Origin of the sequence: Mesorhizobium opportunistum WSM2075, assembly GCF_000176035.2 — a bacterium.
Lineage (GTDB): Bacteria > Pseudomonadota > Alphaproteobacteria > Rhizobiales > Rhizobiaceae > Mesorhizobium > Mesorhizobium opportunistum.
The window spans coordinates 1,026,872-1,051,924 of the sequence record NC_015675.1; the positions used below are offsets into that span (position 1 = coordinate 1,026,872).

Below are 25,053 nucleotides of genomic sequence, written 5' to 3' on the forward strand. Positions count from 1 at the left end.
GGCCCGCCGTTTTCATAAGATGGATAAATCAGAGCAATTCCAGGAAAAGTGTGAGACGGTTTTTCCGGGAAAAGCGCATAGCGCTTTCCCTTGGGAATTGCGTCAGAACAAAGAGTCAGAGCAGTTTTCGGATGTATTCCCAGGCTTCCCGGCCGAGATCCGCATCGGCGCGATCGTTGCCGCCATGCGCGTGGGATATCGAACGTGAGGTGGTTTCCCCCGGCAAGAGGATGCGGTGGCCAGCGTCGGGCGCTGAAACCAGGCGTGTGGCCTTTCCGGCATCTTTTCGGCGCTGAACGATCGCTTCGGCGAAATCCAGCGATGGCCACAGCGCGTCGTCGCCGCCCGCGACCAGCACGATCTCGGCCGGGATTGCCTCGACCGGAATGGCGGCCCTGGCCGCTTCCTCCCAGAAATTTGTCAGGCAGTGCTTGAAGAGTTCTCGGTAGGACACCAGGCCGTCGACATGGCTTGCGTTCCAGTTCGGGTCGGTTGGAACGAACGGCAATGGAAGCCCCTCCAGGGTCCACGACGATCGTTCAGGCCAGGCGATGCCGTCGCGGCCCGGCCCGATGTTTCCCCAAACCACCGATGTCGGGCTGATCGCCACCACGGCATCGATGCGCGGGTCATGGGCCGCCGCGAGCAAGGATGCTTCGGCACCCTTGGACGTGCCGACATAGACGATGCGCCGGCATCCCAGTCCGGCGAGATGGTCGGTTGCGGCGAAAAACGTCTCGAGAGGGACCTCGCAGATGCCGGGAACCTGGCCTTCGCCGCCAAACCAGCGGAGAGCGAGCGCCGACGCCCCTTGCCTGGCAAACAGCCGCGCGCGAGCGACGTCGACGCGGCCGCTGGATCCGCTCAAGACAACGACGCCCGTCGTGGCGCCGGTGCATCGCAACAGCTTTCCGGCAACGCCACCGGACAGGATGTCTTCCGTGATTGCCCGTTCGCCCATCCGCTCCATCGGCCTAAAGCGTGTCGCGTCGAGACGGATTCATGCGACGCGCTTCAGGTCCTTGTTTTATGCATGTCGACCCGCCAAAACCGAGATCACTTTTGGGCGACATGCATTGGATGCCACCGTAGCATTGCCGGATAATAGCAAAACGGCGGGCACAGGCCCGCCGTTTCGTCGATGCGATGAAGCAATATTTTACTCGGCGGTGGCGGCTTCCGCCTCGGCCGGAGCGGCGGCAGCAGCCGCAACGGCGGCCGCGGCGTCTTCCTGCGCCTTCTTCAGCAGGGCGGCGCGCTCCTGCGCCTTCTTGCCCGGCTCGGCCTTCTTCGGGTTGGAGCGGGCGTCGCGCTTGGCAAGGCCGGCCTCGTCGAGGAAGCGCAGCACGCGGTCCGTCGGCTGGGCGCCATGCGACAGCCAATGCTTGACACGGTCGGCGTCGACCTTGACGCGCTCGCCGTCCTTGGGCAGCAGCGGGTTCCACGAGCCGAGCGACTCGATGAACCGGCCGTCGCGCGGCGAACGGGCGTCGGCGACGACAACGTGGTAGTAAGGACGCTTCTTCGAACCCGCACGGGCCAGTCTGATCTTCAGTGCCATTTCTTTTCTCCTAAAAGCTCTGATTTCGTTTGATTGGATTTCGACTGAGATTTCTCAGCCGGTTTCGTCACGCCGTTGGCAGCGGATTTTTTGTCCCGCCGCTGCTCGAAGCGGCGATCTGTTCGTGGTGTCGGATCACTTCGCGGACGACGAAGTTGAGGAATTTCTCCGCGAAATCGGGGTCGAGATGTGCGTCATGCGCCAGCTGGCGAAGACGGGCTATCTGCTGCTGCTCGCGCGCCGGGTCGGCCGGCGGCAAGCCATGCTCGGCCTTCAGCACGCCGACCGCCTTGGTGCAGCGGAAGCGCTCGGCCAGCATGTGGATGAGGGCGGCATCGATGTTGTCGATCGAGGCGCGGTAGCCGGCCAGGATGGTGCGTGCGTCGGCCATGTCCTTGTCTTCGTTCATCCGTATTCTCACTTCTTCTTGCCAAGGCCGGGCAGTCCGCCGCCACCCAGGCCGGGAAGCCCCGGAAGTTTCGTGCCGCCGGGCAGGCCGGGCAGGCCGGGCAGGCCGGGCAGGCCACTACCGCCAGGAAGACCCTTCATACCGCCAAGGCCCGCGGCCTGCGCCTGCTTCTGCAAGGCTTCGAGCTGCTTGGGATCCATCTTGGACAGGTCAGGCATCCCGCCCATACCTCCCATGCCACCAGGCATCATGCTGCCGAGGCCCATCTTGGAGGCAAGGCCGCCCATCATGCCGCGCATCAGGCCGCCGCCTTTGCCCTTGCCGCCCATCGCCTTCATCATGTCGGCCATGCCGCGATGCATCTTCAGGAGCTTGTTGATCTCGGCCGCGTCGGTGCCGGAGCCGGCGGCGATGCGCTTCTTGCGCGAGTGCTTGAGCATATCGGGATTGGCGCGCTCGGCCTTGGTCATCGAGGAGATGATGGCGAGCTGGCGGCCGAACATCTTGTCGTCGAGACCGGCGGCGGCCATCTGGTCCTTCATCTTGCCCATGCCCGGCATCATGCCCATGATGCCGCCCATGCCACCCATCTTCGACATCTGCTGAAGCTGCTGGGCGAGGTCGTTCAGGTCGAACTTGCCCGACTGCATCTTCTTGGCCATCGCCGCCGCCTGCTCGGCGTCGATGTTCTCGGCGGCCTTCTCGACCAGGCTGACGATGTCGCCCATGCCGAGGATACGGTCGGCGATGCGCTTGGGGTGGAATTCCTCCAGCCCGTCCATCTTTTCGCCGGTGCCGATCAGCTTGATCGGCTTGCCGGTGACGGCGCGCATCGAAAGTGCGGCGCCGCCGCGGCCGTCGCCGTCCATGCGGGTCAGCACAAGGCCGGTGATGCCGACGCGTTCGTCGAAGCTTTTCGCCAGGTTGACGGCGTCCTGGCCGGTCAGCGAATCCGCGACCAGCAGAATCTCGTGCGGGCTCGACACCTTCTTGATGTCGGCCATCTCGACCATCAACGGCTCGTCGATATGGGTGCGGCCGGCAGTGTCGAGGATGACGACGTCATGGCCGCCGAGCTTGGCCGCCTGGACGGCGCGCTTGGCGATGTCGACCGGGTTCTGGCCGGCAATGACCGGCAGCGTCGCCACCTTGACCTGCTCGCCGAGCTGGCGCAGCTGCTCTTGCGCGGCGGGCCGCCGCGTGTCGAGCGAGGCCATCAGGACTTTCTTGTTCTGGCGCTCGGTCAGGCGCTTGGCGATCTTGGCCGAAGTGGTCGTCTTGCCGGAGCCCTGCAGGCCGACCATCATGACGACGACGGGCGCCGGCGCATTGAGGTCGATGGCCACGCCTTCGGCGCCCAGCATGTCGACCAGCTCGTCATGGACGATCTTGACGACCATTTGGCCGGGCTTGATCGACTTCAGCACGGCGGCGCCGACGGCCTTATCGCGCACCTTGTCGGTGAAGGCGCGCACCACTTCGAGCGCCACGTCGGCCTCGAGCAGCGCACGGCGCACCTCGCGCAGCGCCGCCGAGACATCAGCCTCCGACAGCGCGCCGCGGCCGGTCAGGCCGTTCAGGATGGAGCCAAGACGCTCCTGCAGGGACTCAAACATTGGTCAACTCGCCGCGCGAGAGCGCCTTGGATTCATAGCAATCCCTGTCGGGCCGATGGCCCTCCACGCCTCTTGTGCGCTCCTGTAGCGATTCAAACATCGATCGTCCTTCAATCTCGGTTCGGGTTCGATCCGAGAGGTAATGCGTTCGCGCCAACTGTCCAAGCAAAAGCAAAGCCCAAAACCAAAAAGCACCCGGGGGCGCTCAGCGCTGCCGGATGTTGGCCTCCAGGATCGGTTTACAGCACTTGGCCTCAAAGAGGCTTCGGCGTCCTGGTCGGCTTGCTCGGAGGAATACTCGTCGCGGAATTCGAGGCGTGTAGACAGGAAATCGGCCGAAGAGTCAAGACAAGGGCTACAATTGCGTCAGGTCCGCGCTGCCCCTCATCCGCCTGCCGACACCTTCTCCCCGTATAGAGGCGGGGAGAAGGGAGCAGTCGCAGCGGCCGCTTCGGCGACCGCTGGTCTTTATCAGCGCACCACGTACATGATGCGCCGCGTCTGCGGATCGACCAGCGTCGGCTGGCCGTTCACATAGACATAGCGGTAGTTATAGTCCGGGATTTCGCGCAGTTCGACGGTGTCGGGCAGCGTTGCGCCGGTCACCACCTCGCCTTCGAGATAGACGGGGTCGAGACGGTGCGTACTGACATAGGTCCTGACTTCGGCTGGTGGTCGCGGGATGGCATCGACCGGCTCGCCGGCGACGATCGCTCCGGTATAATCGGTCGAGTAGTCGCCGATGTCTTCCGGCGGCGAGACGACGGCGACGCTGGAGCCGTGCGGGCGCTGCGTCAGCACCACCCGGCTGCCGCCGAAATCGGCCGTGACATAGTCGGAATAGACCCAGCCCTGGCCGCCGGCTTCGGCGATGGTGCACCATTTGCTGTTCTCGATGCAGCCATTGAGCGTTGCCGACTGGCCGGCGGCGAGCACGCCGATGACCGGATATTGCGGGCCGGGGCCGGCGCGAACGTTGAGATCGGTGACCGCCGAGACGGCGGTATCGGCAAGCGCTGAACCCGACATCACGGTCAGCATACCGGCGACTGCGGGAAACAATACGGATTTCATGGTTTCTCTCCGTTTTCATGGTCCCTCGGCGGTGAAAACGGGGCAGCGGCGCATGCGTTCCGGCTAAAGCGCTTGCGCCAACTCACGATTTGTTCCCGGTTCTTTCGGCAAGCCGGTCAAAAGGTCGTGAACCAGGGCCAGTTTCCGCGCCGTGGCGTCCGAAATGACGAAGGGGTAGAGATCGGGCAGGCCCATGCAGCGGTTGATCGAATTGGAGGCTTCCGACAGCACCAGCCAGCGGGCAAGGATCTTGTCGAAGGGCTCGGGCGTGTTTGCGGGTTCCGAAGGTGCTGCCTGCAGTCCGCCGCCGGTGTCGCCTTGCGGCAGGTCGTTGGCCTCCACCGTCTCCAGCCGGCCGAGCGGGAAGTTCAGCGCATGAACCATCTCCAGCGTGTCGGTGATGTGCAGATGGTGGGCCCAGGTTTCGGCCCAGTCCTCCCACGGATGCGAGGTGGCGTAGGCCGAGATGTGGTCTTGTTGCCAGTCGGGAGGCGCGCCGTTGGCATAGTAGGTCTTCAGCGCCTGTTCGTAGTCGGCGCGTTCATCGCCGAACAGGGCGCGGAAGGCTTCCAGCCTTTGCGGATCGTCACGGATCAGGCGGTCCCAGTAATAATGGCCGAGCTCATGGCGGAAATGGCCGAGCAGCGTGCGATAATTCTCACCCATCTCGACGCGGCGCTTCTCGCGCTCGGCGGAATCGGCTTCCGCGACATTGAGCGTGATCAGGCCATTGTCGTGGCCGGTGAGGATGCGTTCGCCGCCCGGGCCGCCGCCGATCGGATCGGCGAGGAAGTCGAAGGCGAGGCCGATCTCGTCGGTGGGGGCCTGCTTGGGCGCGACCGGCAGGCCGAAGGCGAGCAGCGAATAGATGGCGCGCTTCTTGGCCGCCTCGACCCGGATCCAGCGGCGGCGATTGCCGCCGACCGAAAGATCGGGGATCAGCTGGTTCAGCACGCAGGCACGGCAAAAAGCCTGTCCGGGTTCGGTCATCCAGTTGCAGGCGCACTCGTCGGCGTTGGTGCACTGGAAGGCGCCGTCGGCGCCCGACAGGGCAAAGCGGGAATGGCCGGGATCATAGAGCACGAGACTTCCGCAATTCAGGCACTGGGCGTTCTCGAAGTAGAGACGGTGGCCGCAATGCGGGCAGTCGAAGAGTTTCATGTCGGTCTCAACCGTCAAATCTGGGGGAAGGACGTCGTTCAAACGCCGATCATCAGGCGTCGTTCCCGACCGTGACACCATTCAGCAACATGGTGGAAGGATCGGCGAGGTTTCGGCCGCACCCGCCACAATAATCACTTGATCGTAGGCAGATTTCACGGCATTCGCCAGCATTGCGGTAGAGACAGTGACAAGAGCACGTCCGAGACGCGACAAAGAGCGCGTCTGAGACAGTGACAAGAGCGCGTTTCGCTGGCAAATTCGCGCGGGACGTGAATCAGGCAACCAGGAGAACAACATGGCATTTCTTGCCAAGGGTAGGATTTTAGCGGCCACTGTAGTGGCGGTACTTGCGCTGGCAACGGGCGTGCAGGCAGGGCCCAGCTGCGGCAAGACCGGTGCCGGGTTCGAGGCCTGGAAACAGGATTTTGCCGCGGACGCCAAGGCCGAAGGTGTCGGCTCGAGGGGTCTGGCCGCCCTGGCCGGCGCCACTTACGCAACAAGGACGATCTCCGCCGACCGTGCAATCCACAAGGCTTTCAGCGGCTCGGTGGAAGCCTTCATGAAGCGCCGTGGCGGGTCCGCGATCATTTCCAAGGGTCGTGCGCTGAAGAAGTCGAACGCCGCGCTGTTCAACCAGATCGAACGGAACTACGGCGTCTCGCCGGGCGTATTGCTCGCCATCTGGGGTATGGAAACCGGCTTCGGTGCCTCCATGGGCAACCAGAACACGGTCTCCGCCATTTTGACGCTGGCCTATGATTGCCGCCGCCCGGACTATTTCCACCCGCATGCCATTGCGGCCTTGAAGCTGGTCGATCGCGGAGCGCTGAGCGCCTCGTCGGTCGGCGCCATGCATGGCGAGGTCGGCCACACGCAGTTCCTGCCCGGAAATGTCCTGAAGTATGCGGTCGGCAGCGGAAACCTGCGCGACAAGGCGACGGCGCTCGCTTCCACCGCCAACTTCCTCAAAGGCCACGGCTGGCGCGCCGGCGCGAGCGCAAACGCGAATATGGGCGCGATTGCCGGCTGGAATTCCGCGAGCGTCTATCAACAGGCCATCGCCCAAATCGCCACGGCGATCGACGCCGACTGATAGAAATCTCTATTCGACAAGAGCCCGGCCACGCGCCGGGCTTTTTGATGACGGGAGCGGCAAACACGGCTTCAGCGTCTGGGTGGCTACTTCACATCAAGCGCATAGGAGCAGCCGGCCAGTGTCTTGCCGGGATGGGACTCGACGGTCGAGACGTTGAGCGTGATGCGCGTGGCAAGGCTCACGCCGCCGGTGTCCTCGGTGCTTTCGGCCACGACCTTCTCGCCAAGGAATTTGTCCGGTGTCGAGACCGTCGCCGGGATACTGAGTTGGCGGGCGAGGTCGGGGGCGACGATGCCGTCAAGCACCGCCATCGGCCCTGTCGCGGTAAAGACGATCGTCGTCGTCTCGCGCCCGAAGACATGCACCGGGGCGGGGAGCTGGTACTGCCGCAGGAAGGGATTGCCTGACGGAACCTCCTTCCAGCCAAGCCTATCCACCGCGCCGGGTTCGCCGGCCAACCAAAGGGCAAAACCATTGTAGGTCGGGACGTCCACCCTGCATTCTATCAGCGTGGCGAGGTCGAGCGAGGCTGGATCGAAATCCTCGGCCATCGCCGGCGTCGCGAGAAAAACCAGCGACGCCAGGCATCTTCCGAGGCTGCCCATCCGACTTACTTATTGCGGTTGCGCGCTGCCAGCGTGCGCAGCCTCAGCGCATTGAGGCGGATGAAGCCGGCGGCGTCCTTCTGGTCGTAGGCGCCGCGGTCGTCCTCGAAGGTGACCAGCGCGTCGGAATAGAGCGTCTTCCTGGACTTGCGGCCGGTGACCATGACGTTGCCCTTGTAGAGCTTCAGCCGCACCGTGCCTTCGACGTCTTCCTGGCTCTTGTCGATCATCGCCTGCAGCATCAGGCGCTCGGGCGCGAACCAGAAGCCGTTGTAGATGAGTTCGGCGTAGCGCGGCATGAACTCGTCCTTGAGGTGGGCAGCACCCCGGTCGAGCGTGATCGATTCGATGGCGCGATGCGCGACGATTAGGATGGCGCCGCCGGGCGTCTCATAGACCCCGCGCGACTTCATGCCGACGAAGCGGTTCTCTACCAGGTCGAGCCGGCCGATGCCGTTGTCGCGGCCGAGATCGTTGAGCGCCGCCAGCATGGTTGCCGGCGACAGCTTCTTGCCGTTGAGCGCGATCGGGTCGCCCTTCAGGAACTCGATCTCGATCTCGGTGACCTTGTCGGGCGCATCCATCGGCGAAACGGTGCGCTGGTGGACGAATTCCGGCGGCTCGCTCCATGGGTCTTCCAGAACCTTGCCCTCGGAAGAGGAGTGCAGCAGGTTGGCGTCGACCGAGAACGGCGCCTCGCCCTTCTTGTCCTTCGGCACGGGGATCTGGTGCTGTTCGGCAAAGTTCATCAGGTCGGTGCGCGACTTGAACGACCAGTCGCGCCACGGCGCGATGACCTTGATGTCGGGGTTCAGCGCGTAAGCCGAAAGCTCGAAGCGAACCTGGTCGTTGCCCTTGCCGGTGGCGCCATGCGCGATCGCATCGGCGCCGGTCTCCCTGGCGATCTCGACGAGGTGCTTGGAGATCAGCGGACGCGCGATCGAGGTGCCGAGCAGGTAGGTGCCTTCATAGACGGTGTTGGCGCGGAACATCGGGAAGACGAAGTCGGACACGAATTCCTCGCGCACGTCGACGACGCGGATGTCCTTGATGCCCATCATCTCGGCTTTCTTGCGCGCCGGCTCCAGTTCGCCGCCCTGGCCGAGATCGGCGGTGAAGGTGACGACCTCCGCGCCGAGCTCGGTCTGCAGCCATTTCAGGATGATGGATGTGTCGAGGCCGCCGGAATAGGCGAGCACGACCTTGTTGACGTCTTTGGTTTTGGACATTTCTGCTCCGTCGATGGCGGACACTTGGGCGTCACGCATTGTCGGAGCGCCTTTTAGCAGGAACGGCAAAGCGAGCAAGCATGCGCGGCGCCAGACTACTGATCCAGCGCATGGCGGCTGGCGTCTCTGAAACTCTTCGCGATGTGGAATGGATCGTCAGCCTGATCGATGCACGTGAGGAAGCTCCGAAGCGTCCGGCCACCTAAAAGAAAAAGGCCCTTGCCGCTCGAGGGTGCCCGCCGGAGATGCACTAACTAGGCATCTGGCGCCGGCGCGACGCGCCTTGTATAGGCTCCAGGTCTTCCCGGGGCCTTCCATGTCGTTCATTCCAGACACCACCACGCTGATCCAGTTCGCCATCGCCACCGTGATCCTGGCGATCACGCCTGGACCCGACATGACCCTGTTCGTCTCGCGCACGCTGAGTCAGGGGCGGGCCACCGGCTTTGCCTCGATGGCCGGCGCGCTGTGCGGCACGCTGATCCACACCACGCTGGTGGTGGTCGGCATCTCGGCGCTGATCGTCGCCTCGCCGATGGCTTTCTTCGGGCTGAAGATCTTTGGCGCCGGCTATCTCGTCTTCCTGGCCTGGCAGGCGATCGCCAAGGGCTCGGCCTTCTCGCCGGAAAAGAAGACGGGCCCGCGGATCTCGCTGTTGCGCAGCTGGGCGGCGGGGCTCGGCGTCAACCTGCTCAACCCGAAGATCATCCTGTTCTTCATGACCTTCCTGCCGCAATTCGTCTCCGCGCACGACCCGAACGCGCCCGGAAAACTGTTTTTCCTTGGGCTCATGTTCATCGTGCTGTCGATCCCGGTGACGGCGCCGATGGTGCTGGCGGCGGAAAAGTTCTCGGCGGCCATGAAAGCCAGCCCGCGCGTCACGCGGGTGGTCGACTATCTCTTTGCCGGCGTGTTTTCGGCCTTCGCGCTCAAGATCCTGACGGCCCAGGCGAAGTAGCCGGCCTGTCGTTCTTCCACCAGCTTCCGGCCCAGCGCCCGGCGGCGAGCCAGTAGAAGATGCCGCCGACCATGCCGCTGCCGGTAATCTCCAATCTGGCACTGGTCTCGACATAAGCGGCGTCCGGCATGAAGGCCAGTGACACGAAAGTGATGACGGCGCCGCCGAGCGCGTAGAACAGCCAGTCGCGCCGGCCGAGCACTTCGCCGATCAAAATGACGAGCGCCGCCGGCACAAAGACGAGACGAGCGGCGAACAACGCCACGAACAGCACCGACAAAACGAGCGGGGCGGCGGTCATCGGTCCGGGCAAAGCCGGGTTGTAGCCCTCACGCGCCAGGAAAAGGACATGCACGAATGCACTTACCGCCAGCGAGGCGACGGCATAGCCGAACAGGATGACGGCAAGGCGCACGATGTAGGTGACCAAGCGGCCCATCACGGATCCCGTTGCTTGAGCTGACCGGACCCACGCCCAGCCAGAAGCCAGTAGACCCAACCGGCAGCGGTGCCGGCGGTGGCCAGGAAACCGAGGAAGCCAGGATTGAAAACAAATCCTCCCGCCGAACCCGGAACCAAAACGCCAAAGGCGATCGACGTGATCGCCCCCGTGGCCGCGAAGTAGAACCATCCTTGCAGCGACCGCCATTCGGCGAGAACGATGGCAGGACCGACGACCAGCAGCGCGCAGACGGCCACGGTCAGCACGGCGAGCGGAAAGGACCCCAGCCAGTCGAAGGTGAAAACCAGGGACCAGTTGCCGTATTCGATCCCTTCCAGAAGCGTGATCAGCAGGACGGGCACCAAGATAGAGGTCAGCACGGCGGCGACATAACCGACTGCTATGGTGGCGAAACGCTTGAGCCCGGCGACGAGACGGTTCACGCCTCGCCGTGCCCCGCGATCATCATGGCTTCCAGCGCCAGCCGGTCGACCTTGCGCATACGCTCCGATTCCGACTTCAGTTGGCCGCAGGCGGCAAGGATGTCGCGGCCGCGCGGCGTGCGGATCGGCGAGGCATAGCCGGCATTGTTGATGTAGTCGGCGAATTTCTCGATCGTCTCCCAGTCCGAGCACTGGTAATTGGTGCCCGGCCATGGATTGAACGGGATCAGGTTGATCTTGGCCGGAATGCCCTTGAGCAGCTTGATCAGGCCCTTGGCGTCCTCGATGGAATCGTTGACGTCCTTCAGCATCACATATTCGAAGGTGATGCGCCTGGCGTTCGACAGGCCGGGATAGGCGCGGCAGGCGGCGATCAGATCCTTCAGCGGATACTTCTTGTTGATCGGCACCAGGAGGTCGCGCAGATCGTCATTGGTGGCGTGCAGGGAGATCGCCAGCATGACGCCGATCTCCTCGCCGGTGCGGAAGATCTCGGGCACCACGCCGGAGGTCGACAGCGTGATGCGTCTTTTCGACAAGGAAAGCCCGTCGCCGTCGGAGGCGATCAGCAGGGCCTTCTTGACCGCTTCGAAATTGTAGAGCGGCTCGCCCATGCCCATCATGACAATGTTGGACACTTTGCGGCCCTCGGCCGGCACGATGGCGCCGTCCGGCGTATCGCGGTCGGGAAAATCGCCGAGCCGGTCGCGGGCGGTGAGCAATTGCGCCAGGATTTCCTCGGCAGTCAGGTTGCGGACAAGCTTCTGCGTACCGGTGTGGCAGAACGAGCAGGTCAGCGTGCAGCCGACCTGCGAGGAGATGCAGAGCGTGCCGCGGCCTTCCTCGGGGATGTAGACGGTCTCGATCTCGACCGGCCGGCCGGCGCCGCGCGGCGGGAAGCGGAACAGCCATTTGCGGGTGCCGTCGGCGGAAATCTGCTCCTCGACGATTTCGGGCCGCGCCACGGTGAAATGCTTGTCGAGTTCGGCGCGCAGGTCCTTGGAGATGTTGAACATGCCGGCGAAGTCGGAAACGCCGCGCACATACATCCAGTGCCAGAGCTGCTGGGCGCGCATTTTTGCTTGGCGTTCCGGCACGATGCCCGAAGCGACCAGCGCTTCGCCGAGTTCGGCCCGGGTCAGGCCGATCAGCGACGGTTTTTCGGCCGACGAGGCGCGGGCGCGCAACGCGTCACGTGCGCCTTCAGCGGTGAGGTCGAATGAAAGGGTCATGGTTTCACAGATATAAGCGGTTTGCGGCCAATGTTCAGACATCGTGCCGGACGTGAAGCGCGGCGCATAGCACAGGTTGAGGGCGGAGTCATGCCGGATGGCACACAACGTCTTCGTGCCGGCGGTGTCTCGATCGTGAAGGTTCTGGTCGACGGACGAACCCATGGGGCTGAACCGAGAATTCACGGACCACCCGGTTTGACGCACGACAACGCCCGCTACGCCGGCCTTGCGGCAGCTTCCGGTGCGCTGGGACCGATCACATTGTCGTGTTGGCGTAACGATTCTCATGCCGGCTTCGAAGTCTGAAAGGGGCAACCATGCCCTCGACAAATGGGAGTATGCACAATGAACTCGATCAAGATCGCCGTCCTTGCAGGGCTCGTCGGCCTTTTCGCCTCGCAGGCACTTGCCGAAGACGCGATGGGCAAAATGACCATGATGAAAGGCGGGGAGGTGACGGCGATCATGCCGGACGGGCACATGGGCACCATGATGCCGGATGCGAAGATGAGTGCCGAGATGATGAAGATGGCAAAGCCGATCAAGCATTGCATGATGATGATGACCGACGCCAAGGGCAAAGCCTACATGATCGATACGTCGACCAAGAAGGCCCAGGCCGAATGTGAAAAAATGGCCATGTAAGGTCTGAATCCGTAGCGACTGCTCCCGTCGGCGCAGGCGCCGGCGGGCTTGATCGGCGTCATGTCTGTGCTAGAGCGTTTCACCGTTTCACCGAAACGGCAAACCGCTCTATCTTTTTTGATTCACGCAATTCCGGGCGGAAAAACCGCGTCGCACTTTTCCTGGAATTGCTCTAGGGCTCAGCCTCCATCCGAGGACAGACATGGCCGGCCCTTCGCGAAAATATCCCCTGTTGCGGCGTTCTCGCGCCATGTGGGGCTCGCGGCGCGTCTGGCAGCCGCGGCTGGTGTTTTGGGCCGGCGCCGTCGGCATCGGCGTGATCAGCGTCCTGTTCGCGGTGCTGGCCGACAGGGCGCAGGAACTGTTCCATCTGATAACGGGCAGCGAGGACGGCTGGCGTTTCTATCTGCCGCTCATCCTCACGCCGCTGGGCTTCGTGCTGTGCGCCTGGCTGGCCCACAGCTTCTTCCCCGGCTCGCAAGGCAGCGGCATCCCGCAGGCGATCGCCGCCCGGCACCTGCGCGACGACGACGACCGCAGCCACATCCTCTCGCTCAAGCTGGTGGCGGGCAAGATCGCGCTCACCATCGTCGGCCTGTTCTGCGGCGCTTCGATCGGCCGCGAGGGGCCGACCGTGCAGGTCGGCGCGTCGCTGATGCTGCAGGCGGCACGCTGGGGCGGCATGGCGCAGGCGCGCGGCCTGATCCTGGCCGGCTCGGCGGCCGGCATCGCCGCCGCCTTCAACACGCCGCTGGCCGGCATCGTCTTCGCCATCGAGGAAATGGGGCGCACCTATGAGGCGCGCACCAACGGGCTGGTGCTGACGGCGGTGATCCTGGCCGGCATCGCCTCGCTCGGCCTGCTCGGCAACTACACCTATTTCGGCGTCTCGAAGGAGACGATCGCGTTTGCCGCCGACTGGCCGCTGGTGATCGCCTGCGGCGTCATCGGCGGCGGCTTCGGCGCGATGTTCTCGCTGCTGGCGCTGAAGATAACGCGGCGGATCCGGCGCGGGCATACCGGGCAACCCCTGCAGCGCGCCTTGCTGGTGGCCGCCGTCTGCGGGCTTGCCGTTGCGGCGATCGGCATCGCCTCGGGCGGGCTGACCTTCGGCACCGGCTATGTGCAGGCGCGGGGCGCCGTCGAGGGCACGCCGCTGCCCTGGTTCTTCTTCGCCGAAAAGTTCCTGGCCGGGCTGCTGTCGATGGTCTCGGGCATTCCCGGCGGCATCTTCGCGCCATCGCTGGCGGTCGGCGCCGGCATCGGCAGTTCGCTCGGCCTCGTCCTCGGCGCCAGCACCGGGGCGGCGGCGCTGCTCGGCATGGCCGGTTATTTCGCCGGCGTCGTGCAGGCGCCGATGACGGCTTTCGTGATCATCCTGGAAATGACCGGCAATCACGACAATGTCATCGCGCTGATGCTGGCCTCGATGCTGGGCTACGGCACGGCGCGCATGATCTCGCACGAGCCGCTCTATCACGCGCTGTCGCGCGTCTTCATCGCCGAGGCGATCCGGCGGCGGCGGGCGGAAGCCACGCCGGCCCCGCAGGATTGAGGCGCAGGGTCCGAAAAAAGCAAAAGGCCGGGCTTTGCGGCCCGGCCTCCGGTTCAAATATGGTTCGTGCCTATTTGCACTTGGCGATCGACGACAGCGCCGCCGAGATGCCCTTCAACGAGAAGACATAGGAGGTCGGGTTGCCGCGGCCGGACTTCGCCGAAACCTTCATGTCGCTGCCGGTCTTCATGGCGGCGATCAGCACCGGTTCCTCGGCGGCATTCTCGACCCAGGCCGACTTGCCGCGCGTGAACATCGAGAAGGATTTCTTGTCGATGGTGACGGTGGCCTTGGAGCCTTCCTGGAAATTGTAGCCGGCGATGAATTGGGGCTCGTAGGAGACCTGCTGACCGGGGCGCTGGCTGACGAAGAAGAACATGTCGCCATGATCGAGCGTCGGCGGCTGCTTGTCGGTCGGTACGGTCAGCACATAGCAGACCTTGCCGCCCGACGCCTGGTAGCTGTAGGTGCCCCAGGCATTGTGCTGGCCGATCTTGGTCGCCTGCTGCGCCAGCGCCGGCGCTGCAAAGGCCACCAAGGCCAGACCCGAGACTAGTGCAATCAATCCGCGCATCGTTTTTCCCGTATTCCAAATGGTGCGGAGGCGGGCCGCATGGCGTCCTGCCGTCGCTTCATTTTGATTTAATCTGGGTTACCAAACGGTGAACTTCCCTTGAGAAAAGGACACTCACCCTAGGAAACCGCCGCCATTTTCGCGCCGCCGCCTTGTCAGCGGCTGGCGCGACGTCCCTTCGGCGACTTGGAGGCCACGAAAGCGGCAAGAGTTTGACTTTTTTGCCGGGCCTCCGAACGCCTGGATCCAGAGGCCTGGCTGGCATCTGGACGCTCAACCCTTGTCGGCGATGGCATCCCTGGCGGCCTGCCGATGCGCCGGCGTGATGTGGGCGCTGACGGCGGTGATCGCGGCGGTCAGCACGGCAATGTCGTCGGTGAAGCCGAGCCCGAAGATGAAGTCGGGGATGAGGTCGACCGGCAGCACGAAATAGCCAAGCGCCGCCACCAATATGCCCTTGGCGCGCATCGGCGTGTTCTTGTCCATGGCGCAGTAATAGGCGGCGACGACATCTTCCATGAACGGAATCTGCCGCGCGGCCTTCTTGGCCGTGCGCCAGAATTTTTCGCGCACTTCGCTCTCGCCGGCGAGCTTGTCGCCAAAGCCGAAGAAATCAAAACCGGATTCTTGCGCCATCAATCACTCCTCGCGGGCCTCATGCGTATCCAAGCGCATGCCTCGCGAGCGAAAATGTGGTGAAAGCCGAACCCTGCTGCAAGATGCCGGTGCCGATTTGGCGATCCGCGCCCGGTTGCGGGCATGGAAAGGCAATGTTCAGCCGCCGGCAAAGCGGTTCATCTTCTTGGCCAACTCGATGTCGAGTGCCGTCAGGCCGCCGGCATCATGGGTGTTGAGCGTGACCTCGACCGTCTTGTAGACGTTCGACCAGTCGGGGTGGTGGTCCATCTTTTCCGCGGCAAGCGCGACGCGGGTCATGAAGGCGAAGGCCTCGGAGAAATTCTTGAAGGTGAAGGTGCGGCTGATGGATCCTGCATCTGCGGCCAGTGACCAGCCGTCGAGCCCGGTCAGCGCTGCTTCGGCGGCTTGCCTGTCCAGTTTCTCTCTCGCCATGTTCTTTTCCCATGCTATCTCGATTGAAGTCGTCACCATAATGCATGTCGCCCAAAAGTGCGTTGCGGTTTTGGGATAACGACATGCGCAAGGAAATTCCGGATCGATGAGCGCGAAGCCGATAAAATCCATTCTGTTCGTTTGCCTCGGCAATATCTGCCGTTCGCCACTGGCCGAGGGCGTGCTTCGCACGGTCTTGGCGGAGCGCGGGCTCGGCCAGGATATCCTGCTCGATTCGGCCGCCACAAGCGGCTGGGAGATCGGCTCCGCTCCCGATCCGCGCTCGATGGCGATTGCCGTGCATCACGGCATCGACATTTCCGCACAGCGGGCACGCCGGATCACGCCACAAGATTTTCACCGCTTCGACCTGATCCTGGGCATGGACCGGTCAAATGTTCGCGACCTGAAGGCGCTGGCGCCGGCGGTGATGCGCGACCGGGTGCACCTGTTCCTGGACTTCGCCGAGGGAAAACCACGCGACGTGCCGGATCCCTATTACGACGGTGAGGACGCTTTCGCCGAGGTCTACCGCATGATCCGCGAGGCGTCGGAGGCGCTGGCGACGCGGCTGGCCGGGCGGGCATCGGTGCTCGACAGCGGCCACGCTTCCTCGACGATATAGGGTCCGCCGCCGACCGAATCGCGCGACGACATCAAGACGAAGCGGCCGATGCGGAACGGCAGGGTCGAGAAATTGCCGCGCGCCGACAGATATTGGGCGACGTCCAGCGGGCTCGAATTGCGCAGCCTTGCAAGAGTGACATGCGGCATGAACTTGCGCGGGTCGGCGGGGATGCCGAGCCGCTGGCAGATGCGATCGATTTCCCCCTGAAGTGCCGCCAGATCGGGCGAAGCCGACACGCCGGCCCATACCGCATGCGGTTTTTTCTGGCCGAAAGCACCGACGCCGGTCAGGGTCAGCGAAAAGGACGGGCGGTGGACGCGGTCGAGCGCGTTGGCGATCTCGTCGGCGACATGGCCCTCGACATCGCCGATGAAACGCAGCGTCAGATGATAGTTTTCGACATCGATCCAGCGCGCCCCGGGCAGGCCACCCCTCAAAAGGGACAGCGAAAGGGCGGCATCACGCGGAATTTCGAGGGCGGTGAAAAGACGCGGCATGAAAAGCCTCCCTTCCTCGAATCGAAACTGTCACCCGTAGCGAATCATCGATAATCAAATGGAGCAAGTGGTTTGTTGGTCGCAGGTCCTTAACTAAGCTTCCGCAGCGGAAGTTGTTCCGGTTCGGTCCTCACGAAGCTTTCGGGGCAGCCGCGATGGCCTTCTCGACCGTCGGCAGGATGCGCTCGACCATCCGGTCGATGCCTTTGACGCTCGGATGCAAGCCATCCTCGAGCTGCATGCCGGGCTCTCCGGCGACGCCGTCGAGGAAGAATGGATAAAGGTCGATGTCGTATTTCTTCGCCAGGCCCGGGAAAATGGCGTCGAAGGCATTCTGATACTCGGCGCCGAGATTGGGCGCGGCGCGCATGCCGGCCAGCAGCACGGCGATCTTGCGCCCTTTCAGCTTGGCCAGCATCTCGTCGAGGTTCTTCCTGGTGATGTCGGGCGCGACGCCGCGCAGCATGTCGTTGGCGCCAAGTTCGAGGATGACCAGTTGCGTGCCGTCGGGCACCGACCAGTCGAGCCGCGCCAGGCCGCCGCTGGTGGTGTCGCCCGAAACGCCGGCATTGGCGACAGCCACATCATGGCCCTTGGCACGAAGTGCTGCCTGCAATTTGTCGGTAAACCCCTCGTCGGGTCCGAGGCCGAAACCCGCCATCAGGCTGTCACCGAAGCCGACGATCTTGAAAGGCTCGGCGCGCGCCGACGAAATGGCGCCGCAAATGGCGAGGAAAACGATCAGGCCTGCGGCAATGCGGCGTTTGAAAGACATGCGGCAGGCCCCATATGAGCAAACGAATTCTTCCGGCGACGGCTTCCGGCAAGCAGAGCCTTCCCCTCCCATATAGGACGCTTTCATTTTGACAGAAGCCGTCATCGAGTTGAAAGACGTATCCCTGACGCTCGGTGAAGGCGCCTCGTCCGTCCATGTGCTGAAGGGCATCAGCCTCGAGGTGACGCGCGGCGAAGCGACCGGGATCGTCGGCCCGTCGGGCTCCGGCAAGTCGACCTTGCTGATGGTGCTGGCAGGCCTGGAGCGGATCGATTCGGGCACGGTACGGATCGCCGGCGAGCTGCTCAACGGCAAAAGCGAGGACCAGATTGCTTCGTTTCGTGGCCGAAACATTGGCATTGTGTTCCAATCCTTTCATCTTATCCCCAACATGACGGCGCTCGAGAATGTCGCGGTGCCGCTGGAGTTGGCCGGCCACGCCGATCCGTTTTCGGTGGCGGAGCGGGAACTGGCCGCGGTTGGCCTCAGCGACCGCGTCACCCATTATCCCGGCGAACTTTCGGGCGGCGAACAGCAGCGCGTGGCGATCGCCCGGGCGCTGGCGCCGTCACCGCGCATCCTCATCGCCGACGAGCCGACCGGCAATCTCGACCAGGCGACGGGGCGGCAGGTCGCCGATCTCCTGTTCGCCAAGGCGGCCGAACGCGGCATGACGCTGGTGCTGGTCACCCATGATCCGGCTCTTGCGGCGCGCTGCTCGCGCCAGGTCTCGATGCGCTCCGGCCTGATCGAGACGCCGGGGCCGGTCAAGGTGATCGCCTGATGCCGATGGCGCGGACACTGAAGCTTGCCGTCCGCTTCTCGCTGCGCGAAATGCGCGGCGGCCTTTCCGGCTTCCTGATCTTCCTCGCCTGCATCGCGCTTGGCGTCGCGGCGATCGGCGGCGTCAATTCGGTGGCGCGCTCGATCAGTGCCGGCGTCGCCAGCCAAGGCCAGACGCTGCTTGGCGGCGACCTTCGCTTCCAGATCAACCAGCGTGACGCCAGTCCGGCCGAACGCGGCTTCCTCGACGCGCTGGGTGCGGTCTCGCGCACCGCCAGCATGCGCTCGATGGCGCGTCTGGCCGACGGGTCCGACCAGGCGCTGGTCGAGGCCAAGGCCGTCGACGATGCGTACCCTCTCTACGGCGCGCTGGAAACCGAGCCGGCGCTGACGGTGCAGGAATTGTTCGGCAGGCAATTCGGCGTTTTCGGTGCGGCCGCGCCCGATCTTTTGTTCGAACGGCTGCATGTCAAGCTCGGCGACCGGCTGAAGCTCGGCACCGCCACCTTCGAACTGCGCGCCAGGCTGGTCACCGAGCCCGATGCGGTGTCCGATGGTTTCGGCTTCGCGCCGCGGTTGATGATCTCGGCCGAGGCGCTGGCCGCCACCGGGCTGGTGCAGCCGGGCAGCCTGGTCGAGAACGCCTACAGGATCCGGCTGCCCGCTGACGCCGACGAGGCGCGGCTGAAAGCCATCCAGGACCAGGCGGCCAAGGATTTTCCCGAGGCCGGCTGGTCGATCCGCACGCGCGGCAATGCCGCCCCGGCGCTGTCGGCCAACATCGAGCGGTTTTCGCAGTTCCTGACGCTGGTCGGGCTGACGGCGCTGGTGGTCGGCGGCGTCGGCGTTGCCAATGCGGTGCGCGCCTATCTCGACGGCAAGCGCGGCGTCATCGCCACCTTCAAGAGCCTTGGCGCTTCCGGCGGCTTCGTCTTTACCGTCTATCTGGTGCAGATCCTGATCATCGCGGCCCTTGGCATCGTGCTCGGCCTTGTCATCGGGGCGCTGATGCCGTTCGCGGCAAGCGCTGCCCTGCAGTCGGTCATTCCGGTGCCGGCGCAAGGCGGCTTCTATCCCGGCGCGCTCGGCATGGCCGCGCTGTTCGGGCTGCTGGTGACGCTGGCCTTCGCGCTGCTGCCGCTCGGCCGCGCCCGCGACGTGCCGGCGACCGCGCTGTTCCGGGAGATGGGGCTGGAAGGCCGCGGCCAGCCGCGCCTCGTCTACGTCGCTTCGGCGCTTGGCATAGCGCTGTTCCTGGCGGCGTTGGCGATCCTGTTCTCGGGCGACCAGCGCATCGCCTCGATCTTTGTCGGGGCCACGATCTTCGCCTTCCTGGTGCTGCGCCTCGTCGGCGCGCTGGTGCAGTGGGCGGCGAGGAAGAGCCCGCGTGTGCGCTCCGTGGCGCTCCGGCTTGCCGTCGGCAACATCCACCGGCCCGGCGCCTTGACTCCCTCGGTGGTGCTGTCGCTGGGGCTCGGGCTGACGCTATTGGTGACGCTGGCGCTGATCGACGGCAATCTGCGGCGGCAGATATCCGGCAATCTGCCCGAGCGGGCGCCGAACTTCTTCTTCGTCGACATCCAGGGCAGTGATGTCGATGCGTTCTCCGCCCTGATCGGCAAGGAGGCGCCGCTGGGCACGCTGGCCAAGGTGCCGATGTTGCGCGGCCGGGTGATGGCGCTGAACGGCGTCGACGTCGACAAGGTCAAGGTGCCGGCCGAAGGCGCCTGGGTGCTGAAAGGCGATCGCGGCCTGACCTATGATGCGAAACAGCCTGAGAACGCGACGCTGACCGAGGGCAAATGGTGGCCGGACAATTATTCCGGCGAGCCGCTGGTCTCGTTTTCGGCGCAGGAGGGCAAGGAAATCGGGCTGAAGCTCGGCGACACCGTCACCGTCAATGTTCTCGGCCGCAACGTCACGGCCAGGATCGCCAGTTTTCGCCAGGTCGAATGGGAGACTATGGGCATCAATTTCGTCATGGTGTTCTCGCCCAACACATTCACTGGCGCCCCGCATGGGTGGATGGCGACGCTGACCGAAAAGAGCGCCACGACGGCCGACGATGCGCGCATCCTCAATGCCGTCACCCGCGCCTTTCCGGCGGTGACGACGGTGCGCGTCAAGGATGCGCTCGATGTCGTCAACCGGCTGGTCGGCCAGCTCGGCACGGCGATCCGCGCCGCGGCCGGCGTGGCGCTGATCGCCTCGGTGCTGGTGCTGGCCGGCGCGCTTGCCGCCGGCAACCGGGCGCGCATCCATGACGCGGTGGTGCTGAAGACGCTTGGCGCGACCAGGCGAACGCTGATAACGGCATTCTCGCTGGAGTACATGCTGATCGGACTGGCCACTGCACTCTTCGCGCTGGCGGCCGGCGGGATCGCGGCCTGGTACATCGTCGCCCGCATCATGACCCTGCCATCGCATTTCATGCCGGAGGTGGCGGTCGCAACCATCGTCTTCGCGCTGGTGATCACGGTCGGTATCGGTCTTGCGGGCACCTGGCGGGTGCTCGGCCACAAGGCGGCACCGGTGCTGCGCAACCTGTAAATTCAGGGCCGGAACGGCCATTCCAGGTTAAATCTTGGTAAGGACGCCGGCCGGAAGGCCCGGGAATCGGCATTTCGGCCTCTCACGAACCGTTACATCCGGTTACGGTCTTGTTCTCGACGCGAATAACCATCATATTTCGCCACAGGCATGCTGGAGCCCCGCCAGCGGCGCCTGGGTCCGGGTGGACCTGACACCGGACGGGGCAGAAGCAATAGAGGACTACAATGGCTGAACCCATTCGCAATTATCAGACGCGCGTCGTGCCCGGCGCCGGCGTCGATATCGATCAGGGCCTGCGCGCCTACATGGTCAAGGTCTACAATCTGATGGGGCTTGGCCTCCTCATCACCGGCCTTGCCGCTGTCGGCACGATCATGCTGGCCACCACCACCGATCCGGCCTCGGCTGTCGCAACGCTGCCGAGCGGTGAAATGCTGACCTCCTTCGGCTACGCGATCTTCGGCTCGCCGTTGCGCTGGGTGGTGATTCTAGCCCCGCTGGCCGCGGTGATGTTCCTGTCGTTCCGCGTCCAATCGATGAGCGTTTCGGCGGCGCAGACGACGTTCTGGGTCTATGCCGGCCTCGTCGGCCTGTCGCTGTCGTCGATCTTCCTGGTCTACACCACGGCAAGCATCGCGCAGACCTTCTTTGCCACCGCCGCCGGCTTCGGCGCGCTGTCGCTCTACGGCTACACGACCAAGCGCGACCTGACCGCGATGGGCTCGTTCCTGATCATGGGCGTGTTCGGCCTGATCATCGCGATGGTGATCAACATCTTCCTGCAGTCGTCGGCGCTGTCCTTCGCCGTTTCGGCGATCGGCGTGCTGATTTTCGCCGGCCTCACCGCCTATGACACGCAGAAGATCAAGGAGATGTATTTCGAGGGTGATGCTTCCGATGTCGCCGGCCGCAAGGCCATCATGGGCGCGCTGAGGCTCTATCTCGACTTCATCAACCTGTTCATGTTCCTGCTGCAGTTCATGGGCGACCGCCGCTAAGGCACGCGTCATGGCCTGACTGGACCATCGAGTTTGGAAAGGGCGGCCCAACGGCCGCCCTTTTCTTTTGCGCCGGCCTTTGCTGTTATCGAAGGCAAATGAAAGGCCTGCGTAAAGAATGAGCAATATTGCGATCCGGCCGGCGACCTCGGCCGACCTCGACACCATCACCGAAATCTATGCCGACGCGGTGACGAACGGCACGGCGAGCTACGAACTGGAGCCGCCCGGCCGCGCCGAAATGGGCAAGCGATTCGACGCGCTGACGGCTGGCGGCTTCCCTTATCTGGTGGCGGAAAGGGACGGCGCGGTGCTTGGCTATGCCTATGCCGGCGCCTTCCGGCCGCGCCCGGCCTATCGCTTCGTCGTCGAGGATTCGGTCTATGTCGCGCCTGACGCCAAGGGCCAGGGTGTCGGCCTCAGACTGATGCAAAGCCTGATCGCGGCGGTGGAGGCGGCGGGCTTCCGCCAGATCATCGCGGTCATCGGCGACGGCCGTCCCGACAGCGCCTCGGTCAAGCTGCATGAAAGGCTCGGCTTCCGCCATTCGGGTCGCCTCGAGGGCTCCGGCTACAAGCACGGCCGCTGGCTCGACACGGTGTTCATGCAACTGCCGCTGAATGGCGGCGCATCGCTCCCGCCGGATCCGGGCTCGCTGCCGGAGCGGAGATTTCGCGAGGGCAGGGGGAACTGAGGAATTGGGGAACTGGAGAACAAAAGAAGGTGGCAGTTACATCAGTCGCCGAATCTGTTTCTCCTCAATTCCTCAATTCCTCAATTCCTCAATTCCTCAATTCCTCAATTCCTCAATTCCTCAATTCCTCAATTCCTCAATTCCCCAATTCCCCAATTCCCGCCTCAGGCCTCTACAACCTTCAGCTTGCTGTCGAAGACGCCAAGCACGCGGCCAAGTTCCTGGCCACGCTTGAGGATGCGGCCGCCGGCGGCGATGACGGCGAAGGCGCCCTGCTTGCGCGCCAGTTTCGGGTCCTTGACGATCTGGAAAAGCGGCACTTCGCTGGCGCGGCGGAAGACGGAAAACACGGCGCGGTCCGTGAGATGGTCGATGGCGTAGTCGCGCCATTCATTGGCGGCGACCATGCGTCCGTAGAGCCTTAGGATCTGGTCGAGTTCACGGCGCTCGAAGCGCACCGGCTGGTCGAGGCGCTCGCGTCGCGCCTCGTGCAGCGGGATCAATATTGCGGATGCGTCCCCATCCCCCATCCCGCCGCTGTCATCGGTCATGCCTCGATCCTTCGAAAATGAATCTTTGCCAACCAAAGTTGGCCCCTTCGCCATCGAATTGCAAGAGCCGGCGAAGCAGCGCCAGCGACGCGCCGTTTCGGTCACGTCCAGTCACATTTGCGAACCGCATGTTGGAATTGGTGATGCTTCGCCACATTTCTGCCTTTTTTTATCCGCGCTCATGCCCCAATGTCCGACGAATTTACCGGCGTTGCCTGAGACGGTTCGGTCCGGCACCGGCTCGTAAACCCCAAGCCCCCCGCCCACGGGTCTGCGTCGGATCGAACCAACCTCGGTTTTTCCTTGGAAAAACCGGGTGCGACGATCCCAAAACCTAAATGACCGACGTCAGAAGCAAGCTGACGTCGGTTTTTTCATGCCCGCATCGCCGCGACGGCGGCTTTCCCTCGACCGAGAGCTTGTTTGCGAACCCACGTCATGATTGGCGCGACCGCAGCCTCGAATCCTGTCACGCTCACCTGAACCATTCGAGAGCATCCCCATGCAAGCCAAGCACAATGGCGACGTGTCGTTCTGGTATGCCGATATAGGCGGCGTGCCGGCTTATCGCCCTGCGCTGCCCGGCGACATCGAGGCCGATGTCTGCATCGTCGGCGCCGGCTACACCGGCTTGTGGACGGCCTACTACCTGAAGAAGGCGCAGCCCTCGCTGCGCATCGCCATCGTCGAGAAGGAGTTCGCCGGCTTCGGCGCCTCGGGCCGCAATGGCGGCTGGCTGTCGGGCGGGTTCAGCTGGTCGCGCGAGAAATATGCGGCGTCCTCGTCGCGGGGCGCTGTCATCGACATGCAGCGCGCCATGTTCGGCACCGTCGACGAAGTGATCTCGGTGACGCAGGCCGAGGATATCGATGCCGATATCCGCCGCGTCGACAACATCACCGTGGCCACCAACACCGCGCAGCTGCAGCGCGCCAGGGCGGAATACGATGAGCTCCTGCACTGGGACATGCCACCGGAGAGGCTGGCCTTTCTCGACGCGCGGGAGGCACGCGAGCGCATCGCCATCGACAAGGTGCTGGGCGGCTTCGTCGTCCGCAACGTCGCCCGCGTGCAACCGGCCAAGCTGGTGCAAGGCCTGGCGGCGGCGGTCGCGCGATCAGGCGTCCCGACCTATGAGCAGACGCAGGTTCTGGCGATCGAAAAAGGCAAGGTGACCACCGATCGCGGCATCGTGCGCGCCGAAAAGATCGTGCGTGCCACCGAAGGATTCACGGCCGGGATTCCCGGCCTCAAGCGCCTCTGGCTGCCGTTGAACAGCGCCATCGTGGTGACCGAGCCGCTGCCGCAGAAGCTGTGGGACACGATCGGCTGGAGCGGCTACGAGGTGCTGGGCGATGCCGCGCACACCTATTGCTACGCGCAGCGCACGCGCGAGGGCCGGATCGCCATGGGCGGCCGTGGCGTGCCCTACCGTTTCGGCTCGCGCACGGATGTGCGCGGCCAGACCCAGCAGGCGACCATCGACCAGTTGCACGAGATGCTGACCAGGCTGTTGCCGCAGACCAAGGGCGTGCGCCTCGACCACGCCTGGTGCGGTACACTCGGCGTGCCGCGCGACTGGTGCACCACCTGCGGCTTCGATCGGGAGACCGGCATCGGCTGGGCCGGCGGCTATGTCGGGCTCGGCGTTTCGAGCTCGAACCTGTCGGGCCGCACCTTGCGCGACCTCGTGCTCGGCCACGATACCGAATTGACCGGGCTGCCCTGGGTCAACCGCACGGTCAAGAAATGGGAGCCGGAACCGCTGCGCTGGCTCGGCGTCCACTCCATGTACCAGCTCTATCGCATCGCGGACCAACGTGAAGCAAACGGCCTCGGGCGGACGTCCCGCCTCGCGGCCTTCGCCGACCGGCTGACCGGGCACTAGACTCTTGTT

The 25,053-nt window shown here is 64.2% G+C and carries 27 protein-coding genes; 10 read left to right on the plus strand and 17 right to left on the minus strand.

The genetic code is table 11. The features are described 5' to 3' along the window. Nucleotides 1-115 precede the first annotated feature (115 nt). From MESOP_RS04835 to MESOP_RS04860, 6 genes are all read right to left on the minus strand, one after another. On the minus strand, nucleotides 116-961 hold the full coding sequence (locus tag MESOP_RS04835) for an acyl-CoA thioester hydrolase/BAAT C-terminal domain-containing protein (RefSeq protein WP_013892199.1): 846 nt from the start codon (nucleotides 959-961) through the stop codon (nucleotides 116-118). A 198-nt stretch (nucleotides 962-1,159) separates the two neighbouring features. Next, nucleotides 1,160-1,561 (minus strand): 30S ribosomal protein S16, encoded by a 402-nt coding sequence (gene rpsP, locus MESOP_RS04840; protein ID WP_010912392.1) that lies wholly within the window; start codon nucleotides 1,559-1,561, stop codon nucleotides 1,160-1,162. 67 nt (nucleotides 1,562-1,628) lie between these two features. Beyond that, entirely contained in the window at nucleotides 1,629-1,970 is a 342-nt protein-coding gene (locus MESOP_RS04845; protein ID WP_013892200.1) for a chorismate mutase, read from the minus strand. Between the two features lie 8 nt (nucleotides 1,971-1,978). Further along, complete coding sequence (gene ffh, locus MESOP_RS04850; protein ID WP_013892201.1) at nucleotides 1,979-3,586, minus strand: signal recognition particle protein; 1,608 nt, start codon at nucleotides 3,584-3,586, stop codon at nucleotides 1,979-1,981. A 471-nt stretch (nucleotides 3,587-4,057) separates the two neighbouring features. Then, on the minus strand, nucleotides 4,058-4,660 hold the full coding sequence (locus tag MESOP_RS04855) for a DUF1236 domain-containing protein (RefSeq protein ID WP_013892203.1): 603 nt from the start codon (nucleotides 4,658-4,660) through the stop codon (nucleotides 4,058-4,060). Between the two features lie 63 nt (nucleotides 4,661-4,723). Further along, nucleotides 4,724-5,821 (minus strand): zinc-binding metallopeptidase family protein, encoded by a 1,098-nt coding sequence (locus tag MESOP_RS04860; protein WP_013892204.1) that lies wholly within the window; start codon nucleotides 5,819-5,821, stop codon nucleotides 4,724-4,726. Between the two features lie 298 nt (nucleotides 5,822-6,119). Here MESOP_RS04860 and MESOP_RS04865 point away from each other — a divergent pair, with 298 nt between their 5' ends. Then, on the plus strand, nucleotides 6,120-6,917 hold the full coding sequence (locus MESOP_RS04865; protein ID WP_013892205.1) for a lytic murein transglycosylase: 798 nt from the start codon (nucleotides 6,120-6,122) through the stop codon (nucleotides 6,915-6,917). Nucleotides 6,918-7,003: 86 nt separating this feature from the next. Here the strand turns inward: MESOP_RS04865 and MESOP_RS04870 are convergent, their stop codons facing one another. Beyond that, on the minus strand, nucleotides 7,004-7,525 hold the full coding sequence (locus tag MESOP_RS04870; RefSeq protein ID WP_013892206.1) for a hypothetical protein: 522 nt from the start codon (nucleotides 7,523-7,525) through the stop codon (nucleotides 7,004-7,006). Between the two features lie 5 nt (nucleotides 7,526-7,530). Continuing rightward, the gene (locus tag MESOP_RS04875; RefSeq protein WP_013892207.1) at nucleotides 7,531-8,754 is read right to left on the minus strand and encodes an argininosuccinate synthase; all 1,224 of its coding nucleotides are present in this window, start codon (nucleotides 8,752-8,754) and stop codon (nucleotides 7,531-7,533) included. Nucleotides 8,755-9,070: 316 nt separating this feature from the next. Here MESOP_RS04875 and MESOP_RS04880 point away from each other — a divergent pair, with 316 nt between their 5' ends. Then, nucleotides 9,071-9,712 (plus strand): LysE family translocator, encoded by a 642-nt coding sequence (locus MESOP_RS04880; RefSeq protein WP_013892209.1) that lies wholly within the window; start codon nucleotides 9,071-9,073, stop codon nucleotides 9,710-9,712. Here MESOP_RS04880 and MESOP_RS04885 read toward each other — a convergent pair. Genes MESOP_RS04885 through rlmN form a run of 3 tightly spaced genes read right to left on the minus strand, consistent with a single transcriptional unit; the run spans nucleotide 9,684 to nucleotide 11,829 of the window. Then, entirely contained in the window at nucleotides 9,684-10,151 is a 468-nt protein-coding gene (locus tag MESOP_RS04885) for a hypothetical protein (protein ID WP_013892210.1), read from the minus strand. The genes MESOP_RS04880 and MESOP_RS04885 overlap by 29 nt on opposite strands. Beyond that, complete coding sequence (locus MESOP_RS04890) at nucleotides 10,151-10,597, minus strand: hypothetical protein (RefSeq protein WP_013892211.1); 447 nt, start codon at nucleotides 10,595-10,597, stop codon at nucleotides 10,151-10,153. Before MESOP_RS04890 ends, MESOP_RS04885 begins: the two co-directional genes overlap by 1 nt. Further along, nucleotides 10,594-11,829, minus strand: a complete 1,236-nt coding sequence (gene rlmN / locus MESOP_RS04895; protein ID WP_041164530.1) for a dual-specificity RNA methyltransferase RlmN — start codon at nucleotides 11,827-11,829, stop codon at nucleotides 10,594-10,596. Before rlmN ends, MESOP_RS04890 begins: the two co-directional genes overlap by 4 nt. A gap of 348 nt (nucleotides 11,830-12,177) precedes the next feature. On the opposite strand from rlmN, the gene MESOP_RS04900 reads away from it, so the two are divergent. After that, a complete protein-coding gene (locus MESOP_RS04900) occupies nucleotides 12,178-12,477 on the plus strand; it encodes a hypothetical protein (protein ID WP_013892213.1) in 300 nt (99 codons plus the stop codon). A 202-nt stretch (nucleotides 12,478-12,679) separates the two neighbouring features. Next, on the plus strand, nucleotides 12,680-14,032 hold the full coding sequence (locus MESOP_RS04905) for a chloride channel protein (RefSeq protein ID WP_013892214.1): 1,353 nt from the start codon (nucleotides 12,680-12,682) through the stop codon (nucleotides 14,030-14,032). Between the two features lie 70 nt (nucleotides 14,033-14,102). Here MESOP_RS04905 and MESOP_RS04910 read toward each other — a convergent pair whose 3' ends face one another. The 3 genes from MESOP_RS04910 to MESOP_RS04920 all read right to left on the minus strand — a co-directional run bounded on the left by MESOP_RS04910 (nucleotide 14,103) and on the right by MESOP_RS04920 (nucleotide 15,677). After that, nucleotides 14,103-14,606, minus strand: a complete 504-nt coding sequence (locus tag MESOP_RS04910) for an invasion associated locus B family protein (protein ID WP_013892215.1) — start codon at nucleotides 14,604-14,606, stop codon at nucleotides 14,103-14,105. 273 nt (nucleotides 14,607-14,879) lie between these two features. Further along, nucleotides 14,880-15,242, minus strand: coding sequence for a YkvA family protein (locus tag MESOP_RS04915; protein ID WP_013892216.1), 363 nt, complete (start codon nucleotides 15,240-15,242; stop codon nucleotides 14,880-14,882). 138 nt (nucleotides 15,243-15,380) lie between these two features. Next, nucleotides 15,381-15,677, minus strand: a complete 297-nt coding sequence (locus tag MESOP_RS04920) for a 4a-hydroxytetrahydrobiopterin dehydratase (protein WP_013892217.1) — start codon at nucleotides 15,675-15,677, stop codon at nucleotides 15,381-15,383. A gap of 106 nt (nucleotides 15,678-15,783) precedes the next feature. On the opposite strand from MESOP_RS04920, the gene MESOP_RS04925 reads away from it, so the two are divergent. Further along, entirely contained in the window at nucleotides 15,784-16,302 is a 519-nt protein-coding gene (locus MESOP_RS04925; protein ID WP_013892218.1) for a low molecular weight protein-tyrosine-phosphatase, read from the plus strand. Here MESOP_RS04925 and thpR read toward each other — a convergent pair. Beyond that, entirely contained in the window at nucleotides 16,206-16,802 is a 597-nt protein-coding gene (gene thpR / locus MESOP_RS04930) for an RNA 2',3'-cyclic phosphodiesterase (protein ID WP_013892219.1), read from the minus strand. The genes MESOP_RS04925 and thpR overlap by 97 nt on opposite strands. A 130-nt stretch (nucleotides 16,803-16,932) precedes the next feature. Further along, the gene (locus MESOP_RS04935; RefSeq protein ID WP_013892220.1) at nucleotides 16,933-17,577 is read right to left on the minus strand and encodes an arylesterase; all 645 of its coding nucleotides are present in this window, start codon (nucleotides 17,575-17,577) and stop codon (nucleotides 16,933-16,935) included. 88 nt (nucleotides 17,578-17,665) lie between these two features. On the opposite strand from MESOP_RS04935, the gene MESOP_RS04940 reads away from it, so the two are divergent. The 4 genes from MESOP_RS04940 (at nucleotide 17,666) to MESOP_RS04955 (ending at nucleotide 22,605) form a co-directional block, all read left to right on the plus strand. Then, nucleotides 17,666-18,361 (plus strand): ABC transporter ATP-binding protein, encoded by a 696-nt coding sequence (locus tag MESOP_RS04940; RefSeq protein WP_013892221.1) that lies wholly within the window; start codon nucleotides 17,666-17,668, stop codon nucleotides 18,359-18,361. Then, nucleotides 18,361-20,910 (plus strand): ABC transporter permease, encoded by a 2,550-nt coding sequence (locus MESOP_RS04945; protein ID WP_013892222.1) that lies wholly within the window; start codon nucleotides 18,361-18,363, stop codon nucleotides 20,908-20,910. The genes MESOP_RS04940 and MESOP_RS04945 overlap by 1 nt, the downstream gene beginning before the upstream one ends. A 227-nt stretch (nucleotides 20,911-21,137) precedes the next feature. Further along, on the plus strand, nucleotides 21,138-21,911 hold the full coding sequence (locus MESOP_RS04950) for a Bax inhibitor-1/YccA family protein (RefSeq protein ID WP_013892223.1): 774 nt from the start codon (nucleotides 21,138-21,140) through the stop codon (nucleotides 21,909-21,911). Nucleotides 21,912-22,029: 118 nt separating this feature from the next. Next, nucleotides 22,030-22,605 carry a GNAT family N-acetyltransferase gene (locus tag MESOP_RS04955; protein WP_013892224.1) on the plus strand — a complete coding sequence of 192 codons (576 nt, stop codon included), beginning with the start codon at nucleotides 22,030-22,032 and terminating at the stop codon, nucleotides 22,603-22,605. A 164-nt stretch (nucleotides 22,606-22,769) separates the two neighbouring features. Here MESOP_RS04955 and MESOP_RS04960 read toward each other — a convergent pair whose 3' ends face one another. Continuing rightward, nucleotides 22,770-23,156 (minus strand): DUF2794 domain-containing protein, encoded by a 387-nt coding sequence (locus MESOP_RS04960; RefSeq protein WP_013892225.1) that lies wholly within the window; start codon nucleotides 23,154-23,156, stop codon nucleotides 22,770-22,772. A 502-nt stretch (nucleotides 23,157-23,658) separates the two neighbouring features. Here MESOP_RS04960 and MESOP_RS04965 point away from each other — a divergent pair. Next, nucleotides 23,659-25,044, plus strand: a complete 1,386-nt coding sequence (locus MESOP_RS04965; protein WP_013892226.1) for an NAD(P)/FAD-dependent oxidoreductase — start codon at nucleotides 23,659-23,661, stop codon at nucleotides 25,042-25,044. Nucleotides 25,045-25,053 lie beyond the last annotated feature (9 nt).